Origin of the sequence: Bacteroides sp. BFG-637 (assembly GCF_024793605.1) — a bacterium.
GTDB classification, from domain to species: domain Bacteria; phylum Bacteroidota; class Bacteroidia; order Bacteroidales; family Bacteroidaceae; genus Bacteroides; species Bacteroides vicugnae.
In genome coordinates this window covers 3649416-3674649 of record NZ_JANUPD010000002.1, presented here as the reverse complement: position 1 = coordinate 3674649, position 25234 = coordinate 3649416, and the positions used below count along the sequence as shown (strand labels likewise).

At 41.5% G+C, this 25234-nt stretch carries 22 protein-coding genes, 1 tRNA gene, 1 pseudogene and 1 riboswitch; of the genes and pseudogenes, 15 read left to right on the top strand and 9 right to left on the bottom strand.

Going from position 1 to position 25234, the window contains the following annotated elements:
* Positions 1-144: 144 nt before the first annotated feature.
* From gcvT to NXX38_RS14130, 4 genes are all read right to left on the bottom strand, one after another.
* Positions 145-1230: a glycine cleavage system aminomethyltransferase GcvT gene (gene gcvT, locus NXX38_RS14145; RefSeq protein ID WP_148364533.1), complete on the bottom strand. Its 1086-nt coding sequence runs from the start codon at positions 1228-1230 to the stop codon at positions 145-147.
* A 54-nt stretch (positions 1231-1284) separates the two neighbouring features.
* Positions 1285-2508 (bottom strand): peptidase T, encoded by a 1224-nt coding sequence (gene pepT / locus NXX38_RS14140; protein WP_148364532.1) that lies wholly within the window; start codon positions 2506-2508, stop codon positions 1285-1287.
* Between the two features lie 152 nt (positions 2509-2660).
* Complete coding sequence (locus NXX38_RS14135; protein WP_148364531.1) at positions 2661-4070, bottom strand: amidophosphoribosyltransferase; 1410 nt, start codon at positions 4068-4070, stop codon at positions 2661-2663.
* Positions 4071-4234: 164 nt separating this feature from the next.
* On the bottom strand, positions 4235-6394 hold the full coding sequence (locus NXX38_RS14130; RefSeq protein WP_074557090.1) for a glycoside hydrolase family 97 protein: 2160 nt from the start codon (positions 6392-6394) through the stop codon (positions 4235-4237).
* A gap of 330 nt (positions 6395-6724) precedes the next feature.
* Between NXX38_RS14130 and NXX38_RS14125 the strand changes: the two genes are divergently transcribed.
* The 5 genes from NXX38_RS14125 to NXX38_RS14105 all read left to right on the top strand — a co-directional run bounded on the left by NXX38_RS14125 (position 6725) and on the right by NXX38_RS14105 (position 11866).
* Positions 6725-8344: a hypothetical protein gene (locus NXX38_RS14125; protein WP_258979835.1), complete on the top strand. Its 1620-nt coding sequence runs from the start codon at positions 6725-6727 to the stop codon at positions 8342-8344.
* Positions 8345-8361: 17 nt separating this feature from the next.
* Positions 8362-8424, top strand: a riboswitch (Fluoride riboswitch).
* A gap of 27 nt (positions 8425-8451) precedes the next feature.
* Entirely contained in the window at positions 8452-8829 is a 378-nt protein-coding gene (gene crcB, locus NXX38_RS14120) for a fluoride efflux transporter CrcB (protein WP_217723377.1), read from the top strand.
* Between the two features lie 37 nt (positions 8830-8866).
* Positions 8867-9529: a pentapeptide repeat-containing protein gene (locus tag NXX38_RS14115; protein WP_009000687.1), complete on the top strand. Its 663-nt coding sequence runs from the start codon at positions 8867-8869 to the stop codon at positions 9527-9529.
* Positions 9530-9708: 179 nt separating this feature from the next.
* Entirely contained in the window at positions 9709-10989 is a 1281-nt protein-coding gene (eno, locus tag NXX38_RS14110; RefSeq protein ID WP_148364527.1) for a phosphopyruvate hydratase, read from the top strand.
* Between the two features lie 403 nt (positions 10990-11392).
* Positions 11393-11866: a hypothetical protein gene (locus tag NXX38_RS14105; protein ID WP_004309775.1), complete on the top strand. Its 474-nt coding sequence runs from the start codon at positions 11393-11395 to the stop codon at positions 11864-11866.
* 168 nt (positions 11867-12034) lie between these two features.
* On the opposite strand, the gene NXX38_RS14100 is transcribed toward NXX38_RS14105, so the two are convergent.
* Positions 12035-12108, bottom strand: a tRNA-Thr gene (locus tag NXX38_RS14100).
* Positions 12109-12416: 308 nt separating this feature from the next.
* Between NXX38_RS14100 and NXX38_RS14095 the strand changes: the two genes are divergently transcribed.
* Genes NXX38_RS14095 through NXX38_RS14070 form a run of 6 tightly spaced genes read left to right on the top strand, consistent with a single transcriptional unit; the run spans position 12417 to position 16928 of the window.
* Positions 12417-12974, top strand: a complete 558-nt coding sequence (locus NXX38_RS14095) for a DUF4199 domain-containing protein (RefSeq protein WP_015532571.1) — start codon at positions 12417-12419, stop codon at positions 12972-12974.
* 32 nt (positions 12975-13006) lie between these two features.
* Entirely contained in the window at positions 13007-13957 is a 951-nt protein-coding gene (locus NXX38_RS14090) for a glycosyltransferase family 2 protein (RefSeq protein WP_148364525.1), read from the top strand.
* Positions 13958-13978: 21 nt separating this feature from the next.
* Positions 13979-14563 carry a DUF6452 family protein gene (locus tag NXX38_RS14085; RefSeq protein ID WP_258979831.1) on the top strand — a complete coding sequence of 195 codons (585 nt, stop codon included), beginning with the start codon at positions 13979-13981 and terminating at the stop codon, positions 14561-14563.
* Positions 14547-15296 carry a DUF6048 family protein gene (locus tag NXX38_RS14080; RefSeq protein WP_195649226.1) on the top strand — a complete coding sequence of 250 codons (750 nt, stop codon included), beginning with the start codon at positions 14547-14549 and terminating at the stop codon, positions 15294-15296. Before NXX38_RS14085 ends, NXX38_RS14080 begins: the two co-directional genes overlap by 17 nt.
* A gap of 6 nt (positions 15297-15302) precedes the next feature.
* Positions 15303-15884 (top strand): manganese efflux pump MntP family protein, encoded by a 582-nt coding sequence (locus NXX38_RS14075; protein ID WP_148364523.1) that lies wholly within the window; start codon positions 15303-15305, stop codon positions 15882-15884.
* Positions 15885-15914: 30 nt separating this feature from the next.
* Positions 15915-16928: an FAD:protein FMN transferase gene (locus NXX38_RS14070; protein ID WP_148364522.1), complete on the top strand. Its 1014-nt coding sequence runs from the start codon at positions 15915-15917 to the stop codon at positions 16926-16928.
* 113 nt (positions 16929-17041) lie between these two features.
* Here NXX38_RS14070 and NXX38_RS14065 read toward each other — a convergent pair whose 3' ends face one another.
* Together NXX38_RS14065 and NXX38_RS14060 are read right to left on the bottom strand one after the other, a co-directional pair.
* Positions 17042-17413, bottom strand: coding sequence for a DMT family protein (locus NXX38_RS14065; RefSeq protein ID WP_004304892.1), 372 nt, complete (start codon positions 17411-17413; stop codon positions 17042-17044).
* Between the two features lie 15 nt (positions 17414-17428).
* On the bottom strand, positions 17429-18175 hold the full coding sequence (locus tag NXX38_RS14060; protein ID WP_074708048.1) for an ATP-binding protein: 747 nt from the start codon (positions 18173-18175) through the stop codon (positions 17429-17431).
* A gap of 183 nt (positions 18176-18358) precedes the next feature.
* Here NXX38_RS14060 and NXX38_RS14055 point away from each other — a divergent pair.
* The 4 genes and pseudogenes from NXX38_RS14055 (at position 18359) to NXX38_RS14040 (ending at position 22329) form a co-directional block, all read left to right on the top strand.
* A pseudogene (locus NXX38_RS14055) lies at positions 18359-19781 on the top strand (tetratricopeptide repeat protein).
* A gap of 16 nt (positions 19782-19797) precedes the next feature.
* Complete coding sequence (locus NXX38_RS14050; protein ID WP_148364519.1) at positions 19798-20268, top strand: NfeD family protein; 471 nt, start codon at positions 19798-19800, stop codon at positions 20266-20268.
* A 23-nt stretch (positions 20269-20291) separates the two neighbouring features.
* Positions 20292-21293, top strand: coding sequence for a flotillin-like protein FloA (gene floA, locus NXX38_RS14045; RefSeq protein WP_143258399.1), 1002 nt, complete (start codon positions 20292-20294; stop codon positions 21291-21293).
* A gap of 157 nt (positions 21294-21450) precedes the next feature.
* Entirely contained in the window at positions 21451-22329 is an 879-nt protein-coding gene (locus NXX38_RS14040) for a nucleoside phosphorylase (protein WP_148364518.1), read from the top strand.
* A gap of 176 nt (positions 22330-22505) precedes the next feature.
* On the opposite strand, the gene NXX38_RS14035 is transcribed toward NXX38_RS14040, so the two are convergent.
* Together NXX38_RS14035 and NXX38_RS14030 are read right to left on the bottom strand one after the other, a co-directional pair.
* Complete coding sequence (locus NXX38_RS14035; protein ID WP_139164924.1) at positions 22506-23165, bottom strand: NAD(P)-dependent oxidoreductase; 660 nt, start codon at positions 23163-23165, stop codon at positions 22506-22508.
* 82 nt (positions 23166-23247) lie between these two features.
* Positions 23248-25155 carry a PAS domain-containing hybrid sensor histidine kinase/response regulator gene (locus NXX38_RS14030; RefSeq protein ID WP_148364516.1) on the bottom strand — a complete coding sequence of 636 codons (1908 nt, stop codon included), beginning with the start codon at positions 25153-25155 and terminating at the stop codon, positions 23248-23250.
* Positions 25156-25234: the final 79 nt, after the last annotated feature.

Sequence of the window (25234 nt, the reverse complement as noted above, 5' to 3'; positions counted from 1 at the left end):
TCGTATTTGATGACAAAATTATATTATTTCTATGGGATAAACAACATATTTACGGATATGTTTTGTAATAACCATCATAAAATAAGTTAGCCCCGGATAGAGTCGTAACTTATCCGGGGCTATACACAATAACAAGCCTATTTTTTACTTTCTAAAAGGTGGTTTCACTACCACAGCTTTCAATTTCCGACCACGCATATCGATACAGATTTCCGTACCCACCTTACTATATTCCGGTTTCACATATCCCATACCGATACCAATCCTACGGGTAGGCGACATCGTACCGGAGGTCACTACTCCGACTTTCCCGCCTTCATCATTCACCAGTTCATAACCATGACGGGGAATTCCTCGATCAATCATTTCAAAGCCAACCAGTTTACGGGTAACACCTTCCGCTTTCTGTTTTTCCAGCATCGGACGATTGACAAAATCCTTGCCTTCCACAAACTTAGTGATCCATCCCAATCCGGCTTCTATCGGAGAAGTCGTATCATCCAGATCATTGCCATACAGACAGAAGCCCATTTCCAACCGGAGCGTATCACGGGCACCCAAACCGATAGGTTTAATGCCATACTCTTCACCAGCCTCAAAAATAGCCTTCCATATAGAATCAGCCGCAGACGGATAGAAATAAAGTTCGAAACCTCCCGCACCGGTATAACCCGTATTGGAGATAATCACATTCTCTTCACCTGCAAACGTTCCAACCTTAAATGTATAATAAGGAATAGAAGCAAGATCAATATCCGTCAACTTTTGCAGAACCGAAATAGCCTTCGGACCCTGTATAGCAAGTTGAGCTATATTGTCCGACGAATTTTCCAACTCGGCTCCCTCCGTATTATGAGAAACACACCAATTCCAGTCTTTTTCCGTATTGGAAGCATTCACCACCAACATGTATTTTTCCGGTTCATACTGATAAACCAGCAAATCATCTACAATACCTCCATCCTCATTAGGAAAACAAGTATATTGTATTTTACCCGGAGTCAGTGCCGCCACATTGTTAGATGTTATTTTCTGCAGAAAGGCCAACGCTTGCGGACCTTTCACCCAAAATTCTCCCATATGCGATACATCAAATACACCGGCACCCTGACAAACAGTTATGTGTTCATCAATGATACCGGAATATTCAATAGGCATATTATAACCTGCAAACTCGTGCATTTTAGCACCAAGTGCTATATGTTTCTCTGTAAACGGAGTGGTTTTCATTATTTTAAAGTATTAAGTTTTAAGTATTAAGTATTACCGGAGCTTACCGTCTTTTTATTTGGAAGCCACCAGTTCTGCTATTTTCACAATCACTTTCATTGCTTTCTCCATATTCTGGATAGGCACAAATTCGTAACGACCGTGGAAATTCAGCCCACCGGCAAAGATATTCGGACAAGGCAATCCCTTGAAAGAAAGCTGCGCACCATCCGTACCTCCACGAATCGGTTTTACATTCGGTTTCACACCCACAGCTTCCATCGCAGCAAAAGCGGTATCGATGATATGCATTACCGGTTCTATCTTCTCACGCATATTATAATACTGGTCGCGCAATTCGAGAGTTGCAGTACCCGCTCCATGTTCAGCATTCATTTGAGCAACCAGACGTTCCATCTCTTTTTTACGGTTCTCAAATTTCGCACGGTCATGATCGCGGATGATATAAGATACAGTGCTTTGCTCCACATCTCCCTGAATACCGATTAAATGATAAAATCCTTCGTAACCGGTCGTATGCTCCGGTCTTTCCTGAGAGGGTAGCAATGTGATAAATTGATTGGCAAGATAGATTGAGTTAATCATCTTATTCTTGGCATATCCCGGATGCACATTACGTCCTTTAAAGGTAATTTTAGCAGCGGCAGCATTGAAATTTTCAAATTCTAACTCCCCTACTTCACCTCCATCCATCGTATATCCCCATTCGCAACCGAATTTCTCTACATCAAATTTATGAGCACCTTCACCAATTTCTTCGTCCGGATTGAAGCCAATACGGATTTTTCCGTGCTTGATTTCCGGATGTTCCTTCAGATACACCATTGCAGATACAATTTCCGCAATCCCGGCTTTATCGTCAGCACCAAGCAACGTCTTTCCATTGGTCACAATCAAGTCTTCCCCCTTATGATCCAGTAATTCCGGGAATTGTGACGGAGAAAGAACCACCTTCTCTTCAGCACAAAGCACAATATCCGAACCGTCATACTTTTCCACAATGCGTGGAGTGACATCCTTACCCGTCATATCAGGACTTGTATCCATATGGGCAATAAACCCGATAGTGGGTACTTCTTTATCTATATTGGCAGGAAGTGTAGCAAAAAGATATCCATGCTCATCCAAAGTAATATCTTCCAATCCCAAAGATTCCAACTCTTTTTTCAAGTATTCAGCAAAAATCATCTGCTTCGGAGTACTTGGAGTAAGCCCTGTCGATTCATCAGATTGTGTATCGAAGCTTACATACTTTAAAAATCTGTCTACTAAAGTCATATTGTTTTAATTACAAGTTACTAATTACAATTTACAAATTGATAGTTTATAGTGCCGTAAAGGTAAAAAAGAGCCGTGAATTACAAAGCAATTCACGGCTCTTTTTTATTGTATACTTTTATCCGGATACTTAAATATCCTATCTGACTACTTTAAAAATGGCTGCTACCATCAAAGCAATGTGTACAAACCTTACATTTAGGTAATCCGATAGCCTCAATCAGCGTTTCCAGCGTATTAAACTTCAATGAACTGAGACCGAAACGCTCGGCAATAATGCTAACCATTTTTTCGTATTCCGGCGAACCGGTAGTAGCATATTTCTCCAGGTTCTTATTCTCGTCCCCTTCCAGTTCCTTGATAATGCGACGGGTAATCAACTCCAATGCATTTTTGGAAGCCGAAAAGCCAACAAACGGACAAGCGTAAATCAATGGCGGACAAGCGATACGCATGTGTACCTCCTTCGCTCCGTAATCATACAGAATCTTCACATTGTCACGCAATTGAGTTCCCCGTACGATTGAATCGTCACAAAACAACAAACGTTTATTTTGCAGCATGGCACGGTTTGGAATCAACTTCATCTTGGCAACAAGCGAACGCATCTCCTGATTGCTCGGAGTGAAGCTACGAGGCCATGTCGGTGTATATTTGGAAATAGCACGATGATAGGGAACCCCCTTTCCTTCGGCATATCCTAAAGCCATACCCACTCCCGAATCAGGAATACCGCAGGCACAATCCACTTCCGATTCATCTGTCTGTCCCATTTTCAATCCGCTGGTGAAACGCACTTCCTCTACATTCTTTCCTTCATAACAAGAAGTCGGGAACCCGTAGTACACCCACAAAAACGAACAAATCTGCATATCCTCGTTGGGCTTGCGAAGTTGGTCAACATGATCGTCATACATACGGACAATCTCACCGGGACCTAAATATTTCTCAATCTCATAATCCAGATTCGGAAAACTGGACGATTCGCTTGTTGCAGCATAAGCACCGTCTTTCCTTCCAATCACCACCGGAGTACGTCCCCACCAGTCACGTGCTGCGATGATACTTCCGTCTTCCGTCAGAAGCAACATCGAACAAGACCCCTTAATGTGCTTAAACACATTTTCGATACCTTCCACAAAAGTTCTACCTTGTATAATAAGCAATGCGATAAGTTCCGTCTGGTTGGTGTTGCTCGAACTAAGTTCGGCGAAGTGCATGTTTTGACTGAGAAGCTCTTCTTCCAATTCCTGGATATTGACTATTTTAGCGACTGTGACAATGGCGAAGCGCCCGAGGTGAGAATTGATGATGATAGGTTGTGCGTCTGTGTCGCTAATGATGCCGATTCCGGCGTTTCCTTTGAATTTGTCGAGTTCTCCTTCAAACTTGGTTCGGAAATAAGTACTTTCCAAATTGTGAATGGAGCGTATAAAACCTTTTTCCTCACTATATGTTGCGAGTCCTCCCCGCTTGGTACCCAGATGTGAGTTATAATCTGTGCCATAGAATAAATCAGTCACGCAACTAGTTTTCGAGACTGTTCCGAAAAAACCTCCCATGTTGTTCTCTTTATTGATGATGTTTTAAAAAAGATGGCGCAAAAGTACAAAAAAGAATCCATCCTATAAAAAAAGCGCTCCGCAAAGTTTTAGTTTTCTTTGCGAAGCACAACTAATATTTATTAAAAAGCGGGGAATCCGTAAACAATCTTTTTACCTGAATCTTATTTCCATTTCTTGATCGTTTTCAAGTCAGCGGGAGTTGCTTCAATCAGACTTACCGCAAATCCTCCGCTGCGTGCCAGCTTCACAGACATCTTATTCTTGTTTGTTACAAGTCCTTTTTTTATCTGGTAAGAAGTAGGATTCTTTTCAAAATCCGCCTCCTTTCCGTCAGCGTAGAGAGTAGCTACATATTGTTTTCCCGGTTCGAGAAAATCAAGTGTAAAAGCAGAAGTACGGGGATTCTCATCGGTGATACCACCTACAAACCAGTTATCAGTACCTTTTGCCTTACGTGCTACGGTAATATAATCTCCCGGTTCCGCTTCCAGATACTTGCTGTCATCCCAATCAACGGCTACATCCTTGATAAATTGAAATGCATCCATGTGACGTTCGTAACTTTCCGGAAGGTCGGCTGCCATTTGCAAAGGACTGTACATCGTTACATAAAGTGCCAATTGTTTTGCCAAAGTAGTACGTACAAAGCTATGGTCGCCCGACAGGAAAGAAAGTTTTGTATCAAAGATACCCGGTGTATAATCCATCGGTCCACCAATCTGACGAGTGAAAGGAAGCAAGGTAGTATGGAACGGCTTATTCCCTGCAAAGGCTTCATATTCCGTGCCACGAGCCGATTCATTACCGATCAGATTCGGATATGTGCGACATAATCCTGTCGGGCGGGTTGCTTCGTGAGCATTTACACAGATCTTATATTCGGCCGCTTTTTCCACCGCATATAAATAATGATTGTTCATCCACTGCCCGTAATGATGTTCTCCACGGGGAATAATATTACCTACATACCCGCTCTTCACAGCATTGTATCCGTTATCTATCATAAACTGATAAGCTTTATCAAGATGACGCTCGTAGTTACGTACAGAAGCGGAAGTTTCGTGATGCATCATCAGCTTCACTCCTTTTTCCTTTGCATACGCATTAAGCATCTTCACGTCAAAATCAGGATACGGAGTTACGAAATCAAAGACATAATCCTTCGAATTTCCGAACCAGTCTTCCCAGCCTTCATTCCAGCCTTCCACTAAGATCTGGTCGAATCCATGTTCGGAAGCAAAGTCAATGTAACGCTTCACTTTGTCATTATTGGCCGCATGACGTCCGCTCGGTTTTGTTTTGGAATAATCCGTCTGTCCCAGTTTCACAGAATAAACATCATCCGTGTACGACCATGAACTTTTTCCGGTAATCATTTCCCACCACACACCGATGTATTTCACCGGCTTAATCCAAGAAACATCTTCGTAGGCACAAGGCTCATTCAAGTTCAAAGTCAATTTGGAAGCCAGAATATCACGAGCATCATCACTGACAATCACCGTGCGCCAAGGTGAACGGCAAGGCGTTTGCATATAACCTTTATCCCCTTTTGCATCAGGAGTCAACCATGATTCAAAAATCAGATTCTGATCGTCAAGGTTCAGATGCATACAAGAATAATCAACCAAAGCCGCTTCATGCAGATTGATATATAACCCATCGGCCGTCTTCATTTGCAAGGACGTTTGTACCCCCGTTGGAGAGAAAGATGTTTGAGAAGCATTGCCGGTGATTGCGCCCTGCAGCAATCCGCGAATTTCAGAAAGCTTGGATTCGGTATAATCATATTCCTGCGTATCATAATCGCCAGGAATCCAGAATGCCGTATGATCGCCGGCCATAGCAAACTGCGAATGTTCTTCTTTTATAACGAAGTAATTCAGATTCTTTTGTTGCGGGAACTCATAGCGGAAGCCCAAGCCATCATTATAAAGACGAAAACAAATAATCAGATTACGATCTTGTGCCTTTTGATTCAGGGTAACAGCCATTTCATTATAATGGTTGCGGATTGATTTCACCTCTCCCCACACCGGTTCCCATGTTTCATCAAAAGCTGAAGTTTTAATATCGGCCAGAGTGAATCCGTTCATCAGTCCGGGATCATTTTTCAATTCCAGTCCCAGTTTCGAAGGTTTAATCACCTCTTTTCCTTTATAAGAGAGTTCATACACCGGTTCTCCTTGCGTGTTGACAGAGAAATTTAGTTTTAATTGTCCGTCAGGAGAAGTGATACTTTCGGCCTTTGCTGATGTGCCGAAGAAAAAAGAGAGCAACAGGCAGACCCATATTGCAGTTCCTATTTTCATGTTCTTCATGATATAAATGAGTTAGTTAATAATCGTATGGCAAAGATAGACAGGAATGACAAGCATTACTCCGGATTATAAATAAAATATAGTATTTCCGAATATCACAAAAGAGATAAGAAGCTATTAATAAGCACAATAGCAAAGTCATTCAACAGAAAAAATATAGTATCTACATGGAATAACAAAGCATATTATCATACTGAAATAGCCTAAAAATCCATGTCTAATAAAAAAATAGAGGCTAAAAAGTTCAAAGAATACAGTGATATTAATATATAATTGATAAATTTGTAAGCAAAATATCTTACTTTAAAAAACACATAATCTAATATTATTATGATACAAGATCTTAGATACACGATATTGTTTCTCTTTATATTATCTACAACTTATACCTCCGCTCAATCCCTACGAAAATTAATGGAGATGCCTCCCCGTATCATTGAATCGAAATGGGAACAGACCCCAGAGGGAGGGACAGAATTAAACTATTACAACGAAGACCTGTGCAGCTATTATCTATTTCGCGAAAACGACCGTTCATACAATCTAAATCCAGGGAAAAACACGGTATTCAGAATAGAGAAAGGTTCCAATGCCAATAATCCCTTCAAGAATTCAAGCAGATATATGTTCTTTCGCGGACAATTTCCTAAAGATTTTAAAATCAGCACTCCTTACGCACTTCCCGTAAAAGCTGGTAAAGAAACAAAATGGCAAATCGCCCTGCAAGAATCTGCAAAAACGATGATATTCCAAATTCAGGAAGGTGACACCATTTATGCCACCCGCAGAGGAGTGGCATGTACAACAGTGTTACCACAACAATTATTAATATACCACCCCGATCACACTTTTGCCGCATACCTTATGATGAGCCAGAATTTCATCCAAGGGGGTGAGGAAATCATGACCAGGCAACCAATAGGAATAGCCGGAGTACTTGGAGTATCAATCTCCTACTTTTTTCTAGATAACAATAAATTCGATTCAAATGGTCCTCTAGGTTATCCGTACTCTCACTTTACTCCTGTATTCCGTACAGATAAAGGAGATATCAAACTAGATGAAAAAGTTGCCTATAAATCGGCTATAGATGACGAGCTGATCATGCTTGAAATGACGAAACGTGAAAAAAAGAATTTCAGAAACAGAAATACTCAAAATAAAGAAAAGAATATGCGTGTATTTCATCTAATCCTCCTTTGGGTCTGTTTTTGCGATTTACTTCATGCACAGACCGTACAAATCACTTATGAAGGCGACCCGCTTACTGACAAAGAACGCCGGAAGATTGAACAGACTCTCCAATATGAAGTTGAATTCTACTCACAATTCGGACTTCCTGATACGCTTAACCTCAAGTTAACAGTGTTCAACAAAAGAGAAGACGCTCTAACTTATCTGGATAAATTCAACATTCATCCCCCCAAAGGCACAAACGGTTTATATATACCCAGATTACAGAAAGCTATTATATTAAGCAGAGAGAAAGAATATCAACAAGGCCTTGGCATCATCTATCACGAACTGAGCCATCACCTCACCTTGAAAATTACAGCAGGGCGTCCTCCCATTTGGTTTAACGAGGGACTTGCTGAATACTTTGAGCACTGTAAAGCCAATAAAAAAGGACTCCAACATACATTTACCGAATACGAAAAAGGAAGAATCCGCACTATATATATGTTAGGGGACATTGATTTACTCACCTTCATCAACAGTCGCCAGAAAGAATTTATGCAGCAACAAAGAACCGATGAGCAATATGCCTATATCCTTTCCCATGCACTTGTTACTTTTTGGATTGAGAAAATTCCCCGGCAGATATTCCATGATTTTGTGCACTCCCTCCAAAACAAAAACAATTCGTCCACAGTGTCCGAACAGATAGATCAGATTTATACCGGAGGCTTCAAACAATTTGAAAAAGATTTTGAAGCTTTCTGCAGATAGTTTTATCTTTTTTCTATCTTTGCATCGGCTATGGGATTAGCCTTTAACCGCCCTTTGGAGCTGATGATCCCTACAATTTGAATGTATAACTCTTAAATTGTCAGCTAATGCTCAAAACTTTATTATTTATCGGTATGGGAAGTTTCACTGGAGGCATACTACGTTACCTCATCTCACGCTATGCACAGAATTATCAGATCACTTCCTTTCCTTTAGGAACCTTTCTGGTCAACGTACTCGGTTGTTTTGCCATCGGTCTGTTTTATGGACTCTTCGAACGAGGGAATCTGATGAACTCCAATCTAAGAATGTTTCTTACCGTAGGGTTCTGCGGAGGATTCACCACCTTTTCAACGTTCATGAATGAGAACTTTCAACTAATTAAAAATGATAATTTCTTCTATCTCTCGCTTTATGTTACTCTTAGCTTGTTTTTAGGATTTGTTATGTTATACCTTGGGCATGCACTTACAAAATTATTCTGAAATGGAAACGATAAAAACATAACATACTGACATATTTATGATTAAAAGAAACCCAACCAAACCCGTCCGCGTTGTTCCTCCCATGATGGAAGAGCAGGAAGTCAGTACTACTACCTTACAGGAATGGCTCGACAGAGAAGAAACCGTCTCTCATCTTTTATTCTGCAAAGGAAAAGAAGAAGGCATCGACAAATCTTATAAAAGTTTCAAGAACTGCACCTTTCAGCATCAGACATTCAGCGAATGTAAATTCCGTTCCTCCCAGCTGACCGATGTCAGGTTTGAGAACTGCGACTTATCCAACATTTCTTTCGCTGAAAGTTCTCTTTACCGGGTAGAATTCATTTCCTGCAAACTATTGGGTACCAATTTATCGGAAACAACGATGAATCACGTCTTGCTGCATGACTGCAACGCAGGTTATATCAATCTGGCTATGAGTAAAATGAACCAGGTACGTTTTGCACACAGCCAGCTCCGCAACGGAAGTCTGAACGACTGCCGTTTTTCATCCGTCGCATTTGAGAGTTGTGATCTCGTGGAAGCCGATTTTTCACATGCTCCGCTTCGTGGAATAGATTTGCGCACTTCCCGTATCAGCGGAATCACGCTTAACATCAGTGATCTGAAAGGGGCTGTCATCACTTCCCTGCAAGCAATGGATTTGCTTCCATTGTTAGGGGTTATTATCGAAGATTAAAATCCTGCAAATTCACCCCTTCGCACTCAAACAAAAAGCATCGTCCCATTGTTATAATATAAGGTCGGACTAACGACATATAGGGAATAGGCACAAAAAGAATACCTATTTATAGTGATTTCTCACTCCCCGTCAAGTCCGTACTTTTGCAGAAATCTTATTCAAAAACAATAGAAACGATGAAAATTGAAAAAATTGTAGCTCGAGAAATTCTCGATTCAAGAGGTAACCCCACAGTAGAAGTTGACGTAGTATTGGAATCCGGCATTATGGGACGTGCCTCTGTGCCGTCGGGTGCTTCCACAGGTGAACACGAAGCATTGGAGCTTCGCGATGGTGACAAACAGCGCTATGGTGGAAAAGGAGTACAAAAAGCGGTTGATAATGTAAATAAAATCATCGCTCCGAAGCTGATTGGTATGTCTTCACTCAATCAGAGAGGTATCGACTACGCAATGCTGGCATTGGACGGCACTAAGACTAAATCTAATTTAGGTGCTAACGCTATTCTTGGTGTATCTCTTGCCGTAGCCAAAGCTGCTGCCAACTATCTGGACCTTCCTCTATATCGCTATATCGGTGGAACAAATACGTATGTAATGCCCGTACCGATGATGAACATCATCAACGGTGGTTCACATAGTGATGCTCCTATCGCATTTCAGGAATTTATGATCCGCCCCGTAGGTGCTCCTTCTTTCAGAGAAGGTTTGCGTATGGGCGCCGAAGTATTCCATGCCTTGAAGAAGGTTTTGAAAGACCGTGGCCTTAGCACTGCCGTAGGTGACGAAGGTGGTTTCGCTCCTAACCTGGAAGGTACGGAAGATGCTTTGAACTCTATTATGGCCGCTATCAAAGCAGCAGGATACGAACCGGGCAAGGACGTAATGATCGGCATGGACTGTGCTGCTTCCGAATTCTACCACGATGGTATTTACGATTATACCAAGTTTGAAGGTGAAAAAGGTAAGAAACGCACTTCCGCAGAACAAGTTGACTACCTGGAAGAACTAATCAACAAATTCCCTATCGACTCTATCGAAGACGGTATGAACGAAAACGACTGGGAAGGCTGGAAAAAGCTGACTGAACGCATCGGCAACCGTTGCCAGCTGGTAGGTGACGACCTGTTCGTAACCAACGTAGATTTCCTTGCAATGGGTATCGAAAAAGGCTGTGCCAACTCTATCCTGATTAAAGTAAACCAAATCGGTTCGCTGACAGAAACACTGAACGCTATCGAAATGGCTCACCGTCATGGATACACTACTGTTACTTCTCACCGTTCGGGTGAAACGGAAGATGCTACTATTGCAGACATCGCAGTAGCTACCAACAGCGGACAGATCAAAACCGGTTCTTTGAGCCGTTCCGACCGTATGGCGAAATACAACCAGTTACTCCGTATCGAAGAAGAACTGGGAGATTTGGCTGTATATGGTTACAAGAGAATTAAATAATTCAATATTCTCTTACTTGAATAATTCATCCCCGGACAATTTGATTATCCGGGGATTTTTACATATTAACCATTCACTAAATCTTTTTGCATTGTAAGAAAACTAGCTTCACTAAGCATCAATAAATATCTCCAATATTTTGCGAATTGAATTAATAAGGCTACATTTGCAACGTCTAACATATTAACAGACGGTGGGGAAACCTGCCTACTATCGCAGCGAGCATTTTTATGTTCGTATGTGAACTCTTATATGGGCGGTTTCGTACCCCCATAGAGAGTGTTAATGCACCTCTAAACCTGCCGTCGGTATGTTAGACAATGGGACAGGCGAAACCGCTTCTTTATTAGCACTTCTTCCTCTCCCATCAATCTAATTATTCATCTTTTAAATTCTAATGATTATGGAAAACAGTCAATTAAAAGACTTACAGGAAGAGGTTTCAGAAGCTACGAAACAGTATATCCTGACTACATTCAATTCTGAAAATGGAATGAAAACGTATTATTTGCAGATGTCAAACATAATACGCTCTGCGCACATTAATCCTCCCATTGACACCGAATACAACAGTTTAAAAAAGCTAAGCAAAAAGCTCAAGCAATATTGTACTTTCATTCAAACACTTGGCGAACATGAATGGGATAAGGGAATAGCTGATATTCAGAAAGCATTAGGCATTTATCTAATGCAAAATAACATCGAAAGTAAAGAACGCAAACAAACGAATCAGGAAATTGCCTCTCAACTGCAATTCATCGTTTTTCTCTCCGGGAATATAAATATCATCAAGCAACTTCATGGAATATTGCAACGCCATTTATCCAATGTTATGCTTTTACTCAGATCCTATCCGGAGCATAATATACAAGAATGAATAACAATGATGAATCAAAAAGAAACTATAAATATTTGCTTTTCTTAAAAATGGAATATTACAACAATTAGGGAACTGCGTATTTCGATAATATGCAAATATATAAAAAAAGCATCCAGACTAATACCTGAATGCTTTTTCTTGGATTTGTTATATATCCTTTTTTTGAGCCTCTTGTCGGATTCGAACCAACGACCCCGAGATTACAAATCACGTGCTCTGGCCAACTGAGCTAAAGAGGCGGGTGGGTAAGCTATCTATATCGCGCCGCTACAACCAACTACCTTTGCTGCGATCAAGCCCTGGAGGATTCGAAGGGAGCTGGCCGTATAGGACTTACCCGTTTTGCGGTTGCAAAGGTAGACATTTTTATGTATTCTGCAATAGCTGCAGACAACTTTTTTACTAATAAAAGACTAACAGGCTACATTTCAGGCAATTAAAATTGCAAAAAAATATTCAGACAGCAACTTCCTCTGCTTTATTAACTTTAACAACCAGATTTCCCCTACCAACCGATATTATTTGTACCTTTGTGCGCAATTTATAAATGAAGATGACAGAGAACAGAAGCTATTTACAAAAATATGCCATGCATTTTGGCACGTATATGGGAATCTACTGGATATTGAAGTTCATATTATTTCCGTTGGGATTCCACATACCTTTCCTTTCGCTTTTATTTGTAATCCTGACATTGTCCGTACCTTTCATCGGATATCACTATGCGAAAATGTACCGGGATAAGATTTGCGGGGGAAGTATCCAATTTTCGCATGCCATGCTCTTTACCATATTTATGTATATGTTTGCTTCTCTGCTGGTAGCTGTGGCCCACTACGCCTATTTCCAATTCATCGATCATGGATTTATCATCAACTCTTACATCCAGTTGTGGGACGAACTGATGACCAACACCCCGGCTCTGATAGAAAACAAAGAAGTTATAAAAGAAACGATAGATACCGCCCGTTCACTTACTTCCATCAATATCACCATGCAACTATTGTCATGGGATGTATTTTGGGGAAGCATCCTGGCCATTCCCACCGCATTGATGGTAATGAAAAAGGCCAAACCGGAAAATGACGGAGTGTCTCAATCGTAATTTGTAATTCGTAAGTAATTAGTAATTAAAAAATGGATATATCAGTTGTAATCCCATTATTCAATGAAGAAGAGTCACTACCCGAACTCTATGCTTGGATAGAACGGGTAATGCAAGCCAACGGATTCTCATTCGAAGTGATTTTCGTAAACGATGGAAGTACCGACCATTCATGGGAAGTGATCGAAAAGCTTAAAGCTCAATCGGAACATGTAAAAGGTATCAAATTCCGCCGTAACTACGGTAAATCACCTGCACTCTACTGTGGATTCGCTGAAGCGGAAGGAAATGTAGTCATAACGATGGATGCCGACCTGCAAGATAGCCCGGATGAAATCCCCGAACTTTACCGGATGATTACAAAGGATGGCTATGACCTGGTATCCGGCTGGAAGCAAAAGAGATATGATCCTATTTCAAAGACACTGCCCACCAAATTGTTTAATGCTACCGCCCGCAAAGTATCAGGCATCAAAAACCTGCACGACTTCAACTGTGGTCTGAAAGCATATCGAAAAGACGTTGTAAAACATATCGAAGTCTATGGCGAGATGCACCGTTACATCCCCTATCTGGCAAAGAATGCCGGATTCAAGAAAATCGGTGAAAAGGCAGTACACCATCAGGCACGCAAATATGGAACAACTAAATTCGGACTAAACCGCTTTGTAAACGGATATCTGGATTTGATTTCCTTGTGGTTCCTTTCCAAATTCGGAGTTAAACCGATGCATTTCTTCGGACTGCTGGGATCATTGATGTTCCTGATCGGTATGATTTCTGTCATCATTGTAGGCGCCAGTAAATTATACGCCATGTCCAACGGTCTCCCTTACCGACTGGTGACCGACTCTCCCTATTTCTATTTGTCACTTACGGCAATGATTATAGGTACACAATTATTCTTAGCCGGATTCCTTGGCGAACTCATCTCGCGCAATGCACCGGAACGGAATAACTATCAGATAGAAAAGAAAATTTGATTCACATTCAATAAACTGACTATGAAGAATTTAATTCGCATCTTTCTCATATTGACTATCATTGGCGGTGCAGTCAGCTTACATAGTGCCTGCTCGGATGAGAACGATTGCTCATTGGCAGGACGTCCGATGATGTACTGCACAATATATACCATTGATCCGGATAATCCTACTGTTGCATTAAAAGACACGCTTGATTCATTAACAATCACAGCATTGGGCACTGACTCTATCATCCTGAACAATGAAAAGAATGTGCATACCCTGATGCTGCCACTACGATACACAAGTGACACTACTGTGTTCATATTCAGATACGATCCCAAACGTAGAGAAAAAGATGTTGACACATTATACATTGTACAACAGAATACCCCTTATTTCCAGTCCATGGAATGTGGTTATATGATGAAACAAAATATACTCAGCGCCAAATTTGGAAAACCGGGAAGACCGGGCAACCCTCCCCCTCCTGGCAACGGGCAGCCGGACCAGATAGATTCTCTTCATATAAAAAATAAAGAAGCCAATACAAATGAAATCGAGAACTTGCAGATATTCTATAATTATCGGCCAGAACGCACACCTGATGAAACGACTAATTAGTCTGCTTCTACTCTTTTGCATTGGGCTTCCGTTGCTGGCACAACAGCAACGTCCGGTGCAAACGCCTAAAAGAGACCAGAAGAAAAAAGAGGTTGCCGAGATAGATACCATTCCGCTTTACAATGGTACGTATGTCGGTGTGGATTTATATGGTATTGGAAGCAAGCTGCTGGGAGGTGACTTTATGAGTTCCGAAGTCAGTGTAGCCGTTAACCTCAAGAACAAATTCATCCCTACCATTGAGTTTGGTATGGGAGGAACAGATACCTGGAGCGAAACAGGCATACACTACAAAAGCAAAATGGCTCCATTCTTCCGAATCGGCGTGGATTACAACACCATGGCAAAGAAAAAAGAGAAGAACAGCTACTTGTATGCAGGACTTCGCTATGCATTCAGTTCATTTAAATATGATGTTTCCACGATGCCGGCAGACGATCCTATCTGGGGAGATGCGATAAGCAACCCGAGTTTGGAAGACGGTTATTGGGGAGGAAGTGTGCCATTCAGCCATCTGGGCATGAAAGGATCGGTGCAATGGCTGGAAATCGTTTTAGGCGTCAAAGTACGTATTTACAAAAACTTCAACATGGGGTGGTCAGTACGTATGAAATACAAAACCAAAGCATCTACCGGAGAATATGGAGACCCATGGTACGTGCCCGGTTACGGAAAATTTAAATCGAGTAACATGGGAATCACTTATTCCCTTATTTATAAATTGCCTCTTTAGAATACAATGACAGGACTAGAGATTTGGCTGCTTGCAATAGGTCTGGCGATGGATTGTTTCGCTGTCTCAATTGCAAGCGGTATTATTTTGAAACGTACCCGATGGAAACCCATGCTAGTCATGGCTTTTGCTTTCGGCCTTTTTCAGGCAATCATGCCATTTATCGGATGGATATGTGCAAAGACATTCAGTCATCTTATAGAAAGTGTAGACCATTGGATTGCTTTCGCGATCCTTGCCTTCTTAGGCGGACGAATGATTTTAGAATCTTTCAAAGAAGAAGAATGTTGCAAACTGTTCAATCCGGCAAATCCGAAAGTGGTATTGACGATGGCAATAGCCACAAGTATTGATGCATTGGCAGTCGGTATCTCCTTTGCTTGTTTAGGAGTGCAGGACTATACAGAAATCATCTCTCCTATCCTTATCATCGGATTTGTATCTTTCGCCATGTCGCTCATCGGGCTGATCTTTGGTATCCAATGTGGCTGTGGCATCGCCCGGAAACTGAAAGCGGAGTTATGGGGAGGTATCATTCTAGTCATTATCGGACTAAAGATATTAATTGAACATTTATTTCTTCAATAAAACGAGTTTTCTCATCAAATAGAAGAGCGTATGAAAACAAAGAAAAGTTTCCTTTGGCTGGCTTTCTTGATTTTGGCAACTATCTGGATATTAGTCAGACATAATCAACAAGTTGGCTATTATAGTGTCAAAGGTTTGGTATTTGGGACAGTGTATAAAATTACTTATCAGCATGACGGTGATTTAAAACCGGAAATAGAAGCTGAACTGAAACGCTTCGACCAATCTTTATCTCCATTCAATGACAGTTCTGTCATCAGTCGCGTCAACCGCAATGAAGAGCTGGTGACTGATAGTTTTTTCCAGAAATGTTTCAACCGCTCGATGGAAATTTCCCGCGAGACAAAGGGTGCTTTCGACATTACAGTGGCCCCTCTTGCCAATGCTTGGGGATTCGGTTTCAAAAAAGGTGCTTTTCCTGATTCATTAATGATAGACAGTCTGTTACAAATCACCGGATATGAAAAAGTGAAAATGGATAACGGCAAAGTCATCAAACAGGATCCTCGCACTATGTTAAGTTGTAGTGCCGTCGCCAAAGGGTATTCGGTAGACGTAATCGCACAACTGCTCGACCGTAAGGGAATAAAAAACTATATGGTAGATATAGGCGGCGAGGTGGTAGTGAAAGGGAAAAATCCTTCCAAAGGCTTATGGCGCATTGGAATCAATAAGCCCGTCGACGATTCACTGGCCGTAAACCAAGACTTACAGACAATTCTTGAGATAACAGATTTAGGCTTGGCTACTTCCGGAAACTATCGTAACTATTATTACAAGGATGGGAAGAAATACGCCCATACGATTGACCCCAGAACTGGCTATCCGGTACAACACAACATCTTGTCCTCTACGGTAATCGCCAAAGACTGTATGACTGCCGACGCCCTTGCCACCGCCTTCATGGTGATGGGACTGGAAGAAGCGGAAGCTTTCTGCAAAGCGGATACAACGATTGACGCCTACTTTATTTATAGCGGAGAAAATGGAGAGTTCAAGACTTTCTACACGGAAGGAATGAAAAAATACATAGCTACTCCATAATAATATATATTTTATACAAGCAGAGGCTCTATTGGACATTAATAGAGCCTCTGCTTGTATAAAATAGAGGTTCTACTTGAGTAAAACAGAGCCTCTATTCAATTGGCAAATATCTATTTCATAAACACGAAATACACTGCTGCAATCAGACAAACAAATGCAGCCAGATGATTCCAATGTAAAGCCTCACCTTTAAAGAAGATTGTAGTGAACACTGTAAAAATAACAAGTGTTATTACCTCTTGAATGACTTTTAGTTGCATCAATGAAAACGGGCCTCCATTACCTATAAAACCAATACGATTGGCCGGTATCTGACAGGAATATTCAAAAAAGGCGATCGCCCAGCTGAACGCAATCACACCGATCAGCGGAAGAGCCGCAAACCAACTGTACTCCTGTTTCATCTTTAAATGTCCGTACCAAGCGAATGTCATAAAGACATTAGATACGATCAGCAACAAAATGGTATAGAATCCTTTCATAACAATCTATTCAAATTAATCTATTTTATCTGGTAATAATTCCTCCTGTACATTAGTCATGCTACCCCAAAGGCTATAACGAGCTTCCGGGTTCATCGCTTCCAACTGCCGTAAAATTCCTTTCATATCACTCCGGCTGGACTGCGATTCATAAGGACAATTCTTCACTTGCTTCTGATAATGTCGCAAAGCTGCCAATTCTACCAAATCGGCTTCATGAACCAGACACATCGGACGAATAATTGTCATATCAAACTTCTTCATCACCAACCGGGGCGGCATTGTACTGAAAGCTCCCTGATAAGTGATATTCATCAATAATGTTTCCAAAATATCATCCATATGGTGACCGAGAGCGATTTTATTGCATCCGTGTTCCTTGGCAACTGTGAACAAGGCTTTCCGACGGTTCCATGAACAGAGGAAACAGGGAGATTTACGTGTGTCGGTAGCAGGATCAAAGGCAGTCTCATACTGCACAAAGGGAACTCCATACGCTTCACAGTGCGCTTTCAAATATTCAGTATCACTCTGATAAGGAATATTCTTCATCACTACATGGACGGCAACGACAGAAAAGCGAGGTTTATAGATACGTGCGCGTCTCCCCAACAGTTCCACAAGCGCCAACGAATCTTTTCCTCCCGACAGTCCGATAAGGATTTTGTCTCCTTCTTCTATCAATCCATATTGCACCACTCCTTTGCTAAACCGCCGTTCAATGCGGCGAATAGTTTTCTCTTCTTCCGTAAATTGTGTCATATCTTTGAAAATCGGCTGCAAAAGTAAGCGAAAAGAATGATTTAAAGAAGAATTAACATAATAGAATCACTGAAAAAGGGTTTATTTCTAATAAATTTGTACTTTTGAACAATTGATAAATGGACCGGTGCCCGAAAGCAGCAATGTTTTCAATCTACCCGTCACTCATAAACGCTCAAAACGATGAAAGGAAAATATATTCTATTTTTAATTTGCAGCCTCTTCCTTTGCGAAGTCTCTGCACAAACGTTGGAACAGGCACGCACCTTATTTACCAAAGGTGAGTACGAACAAGCCAAACCAGTTTTTAAGAAGTATGCTAAATCACAACCGTCGAACGGGAATTATAATTATTGGTATGGCGTATGTTGCCTGAAAACCGGAGAGGCGGAAGAGGCGGTGAAACCTCTTGAAATAGCAGTAAAGAAACGTATCACCGGTGGACAACTCTATTTGGGACAAGCATATAATGAGACGTACCGCTTTGAAGACGCTGTGAACTGCTTTGAGGAATATATCGCAGATTTAAGTAAACGTAAAAAATCGACGGAAGAAGCGGAAAAGCTTCTGGAGAAAAGTAAATCCGACCTCCGTATGTTGAAGGGAGTTGAAGATGTGTGCATCATCGACAGCTTCGTTGTGGACAAGGCGACTTTCCTGAACGCTTACAAGATTAGCGAAGAATCGGGCAAGCTGTTTACTTTCAATGAGTTCTTCAAGACAGAAGGAGATCATCCGGGAACTGTTTATGAAACAGAAATCGGAAATAAAATTTATTATAGCGAAAAGGGTGAGAAAGGTAATCTTGACATCTTCTCAAAGAATAAATTGTTGAATGAATGGAGTGACGGACGCCCGTTACCGGGTAGTATCAATGCTTCCGGCAATGCGAATTATCCGTTTGTCCTATCGGACGGAGTCACCGTTTATTACGCCAGCGATGGCGAGGGACTGGGTGGCTATGATATTTTTGTCACTCGCTACAACACAAATACCGACACTTATCTTGTTCCGGAAAATGTGGGTATGCCGTTCAACTCGCCGTACAACGATTATATGTACGTCATTGATGAATACAACAACCTCGGATGGTTTGCTTCCGACCGTTTCCAACCGGAAGGAAAGGTATGTATTTATGTATTCATTCCTAACACTTCCAAACAGACTTATAATTATGGAAGCAATGGAGCAGCAACAGATCATTCGTCTGGCGCAGATTCATTCGCTGAAAGAAACCTGGAAGGATAAACAAGCGGTTACCGAAGCACTGCAACGATTGGAAGCTGCTATCAGTCATAAGCCCAAAGAACGCCGTGCCATGGATTTTGAGTTTGTCATTGACGACCATACGACTTACTATCTGATGAACGATTTTAAATCCGCAAAAGCCAAGACACTTTTCCAACGCTATCAGCAGATGGAAAAAGACTATTATCAACAAGAAGAAAAGCTGAACAGCCTTCGACAACAATATGCCGGTGCCAACCAACAGGGAAAAGCCAAAATGGCTCCTGCCATTCTCGACCTTGAAAAGCGGATATTGCAAATGTCCGAAGAACTGGATGCTCTCGAAGTGAATGTACGTAATGCAGAAAAAACAAAATAAATAATAACTCTGAACTATGGATATACTCATTATCGCCGTTCTCATTATTGCCGCAGTCATACTGTTTTTGGTAGAACTGTTCGTCATCCCGGGCATTAGCCTGGCCGGAATTTCTGCATTGGTTTGCATCCTGTATGCCAACTACTATGCGTTCGACAAATTAGGTATGGCAGGAGGATTCGTCACTCTTGGCATATCAGCGGTTGCCTGCATCGGATCTCTGATCTGGTTTATGCGATCGAAAATGCTGGATAAACTGGCGTTGAAAAAGGATATTGATTCAAAAGTAGACCGTAGCGCAGAAGATAGCGTCAAAGCGGGTGACACAGGAATCAGTACTACACGTCTGGCACAAATCGGTTATGCCGAGATAAACGGAAAAATTGTGGAAGTAAAGTCTATGGACGGATTCCTCAATGAGAAGACTCCGATTATTGTAAACCGTATTACCGACGGTACAATCATGGTTGAGAAACGCAAAGAATAATATTCACTTAATACAAATTATCAATGGAAACATCTCTGTACTTACCTATCCTTCTGATTGTTGGAGGTATTATTTTCCTAATACTATTTTTCCATTATGTGCCGTTCTTTTTATGGTTGTCGGCCAAAGTATCTGGTGTCAACATCTCGTTGATACAACTATTCCTGATGCGTATACGTAATGTTCCGCCTTATATCATTGTGCCGGGAATGATCGAGGCTCACAAAGCCGGATTAAAAAACATTACCCGTGACGAACTGGAAGCCCATTACCTGGCGGGAGGACATGTGGAAAAAGTAGTCCATGCCTTAGTATCCGCATCAAAGGCAAATATAGAATTATCGTTTCAAATGGCCACTGCCATCGACCTCGCAGGGCGAGATGTGTTTGAAGCAGTGCAGATGTCCGTAAATCCTAAAGTGATTGACACCCCTCCCGTTACGGCTGTTGCCAAAGATGGTATTCAGTTAATAGCTAAAGCCAGAGTAACAGTACGTGCCAGTATCAAACAGTTGGTCGGTGGTGCAGGTGAAGACACAATTCTTGCCCGCGTAGGCGAAGGTATCGTTTCGTCTATCGGTTCTTCTGAAAATCATAAATCGGTATTGGAGAATCCGGATTCTATTTCTAAACTGGTACTTCGCAAAGGTCTGGACGCAGGAACTGCTTTCGAGATCCTGTCTATTGATATTGCGGACATCGACATAGGTAAGAACATCGGTGCGGCCCTGCAAATTGACCAGGCTAATGCAGACAAGAACATCGCACAGGCAAAAGCCGAAGAGCGCCGTGCTATGGCAGTAGCTTCCGAACAGGAAATGAAAGCAAAAGCACAGGAAGCCCGTGCCAAAGTGATCGAAGCAGAAGCTGAAGTTCCTAAAGCAATGGCTGAAGCTTTCCGCAGTGGAAACTTAGGCATCATGGATTATTATCGCATGAAGAATATCGAAGCTGATACTTCAATGCGTGAGAATATCGCCAAGCCTACAACAGGCAATACAGGCAACCAGCCATTGAGCAAATAATCTATTACAAACGCCGGAATCCGATTTCATTTCAGTTGCAAGACGTACTCCACTTTTCCAAAAGAAAAAGATAGAGGCTTCTTCTGAACTTAAATCCGGTTCCGGCGTTTCTATTTATAGATACAATCCTATTATAAAACTAAAACCCTTCAATAACATGAAAAAGTACTTTCCATCCTCTGAATTGATAATCAATGAAGACGGTTCAGTATTCCATCTTCACGTAAAACCCGAATGGTTGGCAGACAAAGTAATTCTGGTAGGTGACCCCGGACGTGTAGCACTCGTAGCTTCTCATTTCGAAAACAAAGAATGTGAAGTGGAAAGCCGCGAATTCAAAACCATCACGGGTACTTATAAAGGTAAACGGATTACGGTAGTCTCTACCGGAATCGGTTGCGATAACATCGACATCGTGATGAATGAATTGGATGCACTCGCCAATATCGACTTTGTCACCCGCGAAGAAAAGGATCAGTTCCGCCAACTGGAATTAGTGCGTATCGGCACATGTGGCGGTCTGCAGCCCAATACTCCTGTCGGGACTTTTGTCTGTTCACAAAAGTCCATTGGTTTCGACGGATTACTGAATTTCTATGCCGGACGTAATGCCGTATGCGATTTACCTTTCGAACGTGCCTTCCTCAATCACATGGGTTGGTCGGGAAATATGTGTGCTCCCGCTCCTTATGTCATTGATGCCAGTGAAGAATTGATTGACCGGATTGCCAAAGATGACATGGTACGTGGAGTGACAATCGCTGCCGGAGGTTTCTTCGGTCCTCAAGGACGTGAACTTCGTATCCCGTTAGCAGACCCGAAACAGAATGATAAGATTGAGACATTCGAATATAAAAGTTACAAAATCACCAACTTCGAAATGGAAAGTTCGGCTTTGGCAGGACTTAGCCGGTTGATGGGACATAAAGCAATGACCGTCTGCATGGTGATAGCCAACCGACTTATCAAAGAAGCCAACACCGGATATAAGAATACAATCGATACGCTGATTAAGACAGTACTTGACAGAATATAAATCATCTATATCCAAAAGGATTAAATTGTAATCGAAAGCACAAAACTGTCATCGAAAAATAGATAATGGCTTGAATCTTCCACTGATAACGTATAGATTCAAGCCATTTTTTATCATTTACATCTTTTCAATATAGCATCATTATATTACACAGCTATTTTTGATTTGTTATTTTATCAATAACCAATCGTAAATCTCTCCTGATGATGTTTCGGATATTCCAACTCATCGATCATGGCGGCGGCATAATCTTCCACAGAGATATGGCTGTTGCCTACGACATCTACAATCATATCATCTTTTCCCAGCCGGTAACGCCCTGTACGGACTCCCGGACGCATATCTGCCGCCGGAGAGAAAAACACCCAGTCTATTTCTTTTTCTTTCTTTAAAAAGTTCAGATAGAACTCTCCTAAAGCTTTCACTCCCGGCAATATATTTTCAGGTACTTCACCGGAATCCATCAGACGCAAGCCCGGAGCAATAAACAAAGAACCGGCACCCCCAACCATCAAAAAACGATTGACGCCAGCTTTCTTCACTCCATCAATAATGGTCAGATAGACTTTAATCGTTTCATCGTATATATCAGGATTATTCCATCCCGGATTGAATGCACTAATAACAGCATCTGCACCTTTACAAACGCCAACCACTTCATCAAGCACAGAAACATCGGCTTTCACCACTTTCAGATTTTCATTCTTTATCTTTATCTTTTCCGGATGACGAACCACAGCCGTAACTTCGAAACCACGATTCAAAGCTTCATTCAGAAGCGCAGAACCCACAAAACCACTTGCCCCGATAAGGACAATCTTTTTCACTTTCTCCATATTCCAATATATTATAATGTTACTACTATATGACAAGTAACACTACAACATCCTGAATGTTAGTTCTTTTTCAAAAAATTAATTATCCGATATAAGATTCTATCGTCTCTTTTAACCTCTCTAAAGAATAAGGCTTTGAGATAACAGCGTTACATCCTGCCTGAATAGCCTGTTGCTGTTCAGTATAGAAAGCATATGCGGTCACTGCAATAATAGGTACAGTCAGGGAAATAGCACGGATCTTTTCAGTGGCTTGAATACCGTCCATGATCGGCATACGGATATCCATCAGAATCAAATCCGGCTTTTCACGGATGAAACTATTAATGGCTTCCTGTCCGTTGCGCACCCATGAAATAATATATTCCTTATTCAAAAGAATATTAAGTTGAGCAAAATTCGATTCAATATCCTCTACCACTAATATATTCTTACGTTTATCCTCATCGACATTCTTCTTATGCTGAAGCCTTCTTTCGACAACCTCCTTCGGTATTTCCTGATAAGGCAAATAGAGTGCAAACATACTCCCCTGCCCTAACTCTGAAGTTACTTCGATGCGACCGCCCAACCGTTCTACAATGCTTTTACAAATTGAAAGCCCTAATCCGGTGCCCTGCACAAAGTCATTCAGCTTCTCAAAACGGGTAAAAATTTGCGGGAGTTTCTCTTTGGATATACCGCAACCCGTATCGCTGACATACAGTTTCAGCCAGGGTCCTTCATGTTTCAAGCCTAAGGTTATACTTCCCTTTTCCGTATTTTTAATCGCATTCGACAAGAAGTTGAACAATACTTGCATCACACGGTTACGATCGGTAGAAGTCCAGTATTCTCCTTCGGGGCGAATCACTTTCAATTCTACATTCGACTTCATCTTCAGTTGGTGCACTTTTTCCACTTCTTCCACTAGCCCCGCAATCTCAACCTGCTGGAAATGCATTTCCGATTTACCGGATTCAATACGGGAAAGGTCTAAAATATCATTAATCAGCTGCAGTAACAGGTTACTATTTCTCTGGATAATCTCCAGATACTCCCTTTTCTCTTCTTCACCCTCCGTCACCGCAATAATCTCCGAAAAGCCAACAATAGCATTCAACGGGGTACGAATCTCATGGCTCATATTCGCCAGGAAAACCGACTTCATCTTATCAGCATCCTCTGCACGACGTTTTGCTTCAATCAATTCCTGCGAACGCTGAATCCGATCTCCAATATCATGTATCAACGCCAACACTCTGTTCCCCTCAAAAGGGGCGATACGCGCCTGAAAATAATGTACACACCCATCCACTTCAACCGGATATTCAATTTCTTTCAACTGACTATCTTGCAGACACTCGCGAATGTTACAGAGGAATAAGTCACTAACCTCCGGTGAATAAATAGATCGCCCGTCTGCTCCGCGTAACACTTCTACCGGATGAAGTAAAATCGTCCCCGGTGCCATCAGGACATCGGTAATAAAGAAATTATCATCAAAAATAAAAATGAATTCCGGCAGTGCCTCAATAATTTTGCGGTTATATTCTTCCAGATATTTGATATGTTGCTCTTTTTCGCACTGTGAAGTGACATTCACCGTGTACGCCAGCACTTTACCCGGATGGCTTGCACAACTCTCTTTATAGGACAAGAAATGATCTTCCAACCAAACCACTTTCCCCTGTTCACCAATACAACGGACTCTGATTTGTGAAGTCTTAGAGTCTGATGAAAGCATCTCTGCAAAAGCCTGTTTGTAAGCTTCAGCATCTTCCGGATGAACAAACCGATAGAAACTATCAATATCTTCAAAAAGAACTCCGGCATTTTTCAGTCCAAGTGTAGAGAAATAATCGTCAGAAAAAGAGCATTTACCTGTAATGATATCATACTCCCATAAAGCTATTTGATGAGCTGCAAGGACAGATAGAATTTCTTGTGAGTTCTCCCGTATGAGTTCACTCTTTTCATTGGAGGAATATAAATTGATCGCTGGTTCCATAAGCATTATTGTTTTATTTTGTTTGGTGTACCACTGCACGGCAGCAAATATAAACAAATAAAGTATAAGTTGTGCTCAT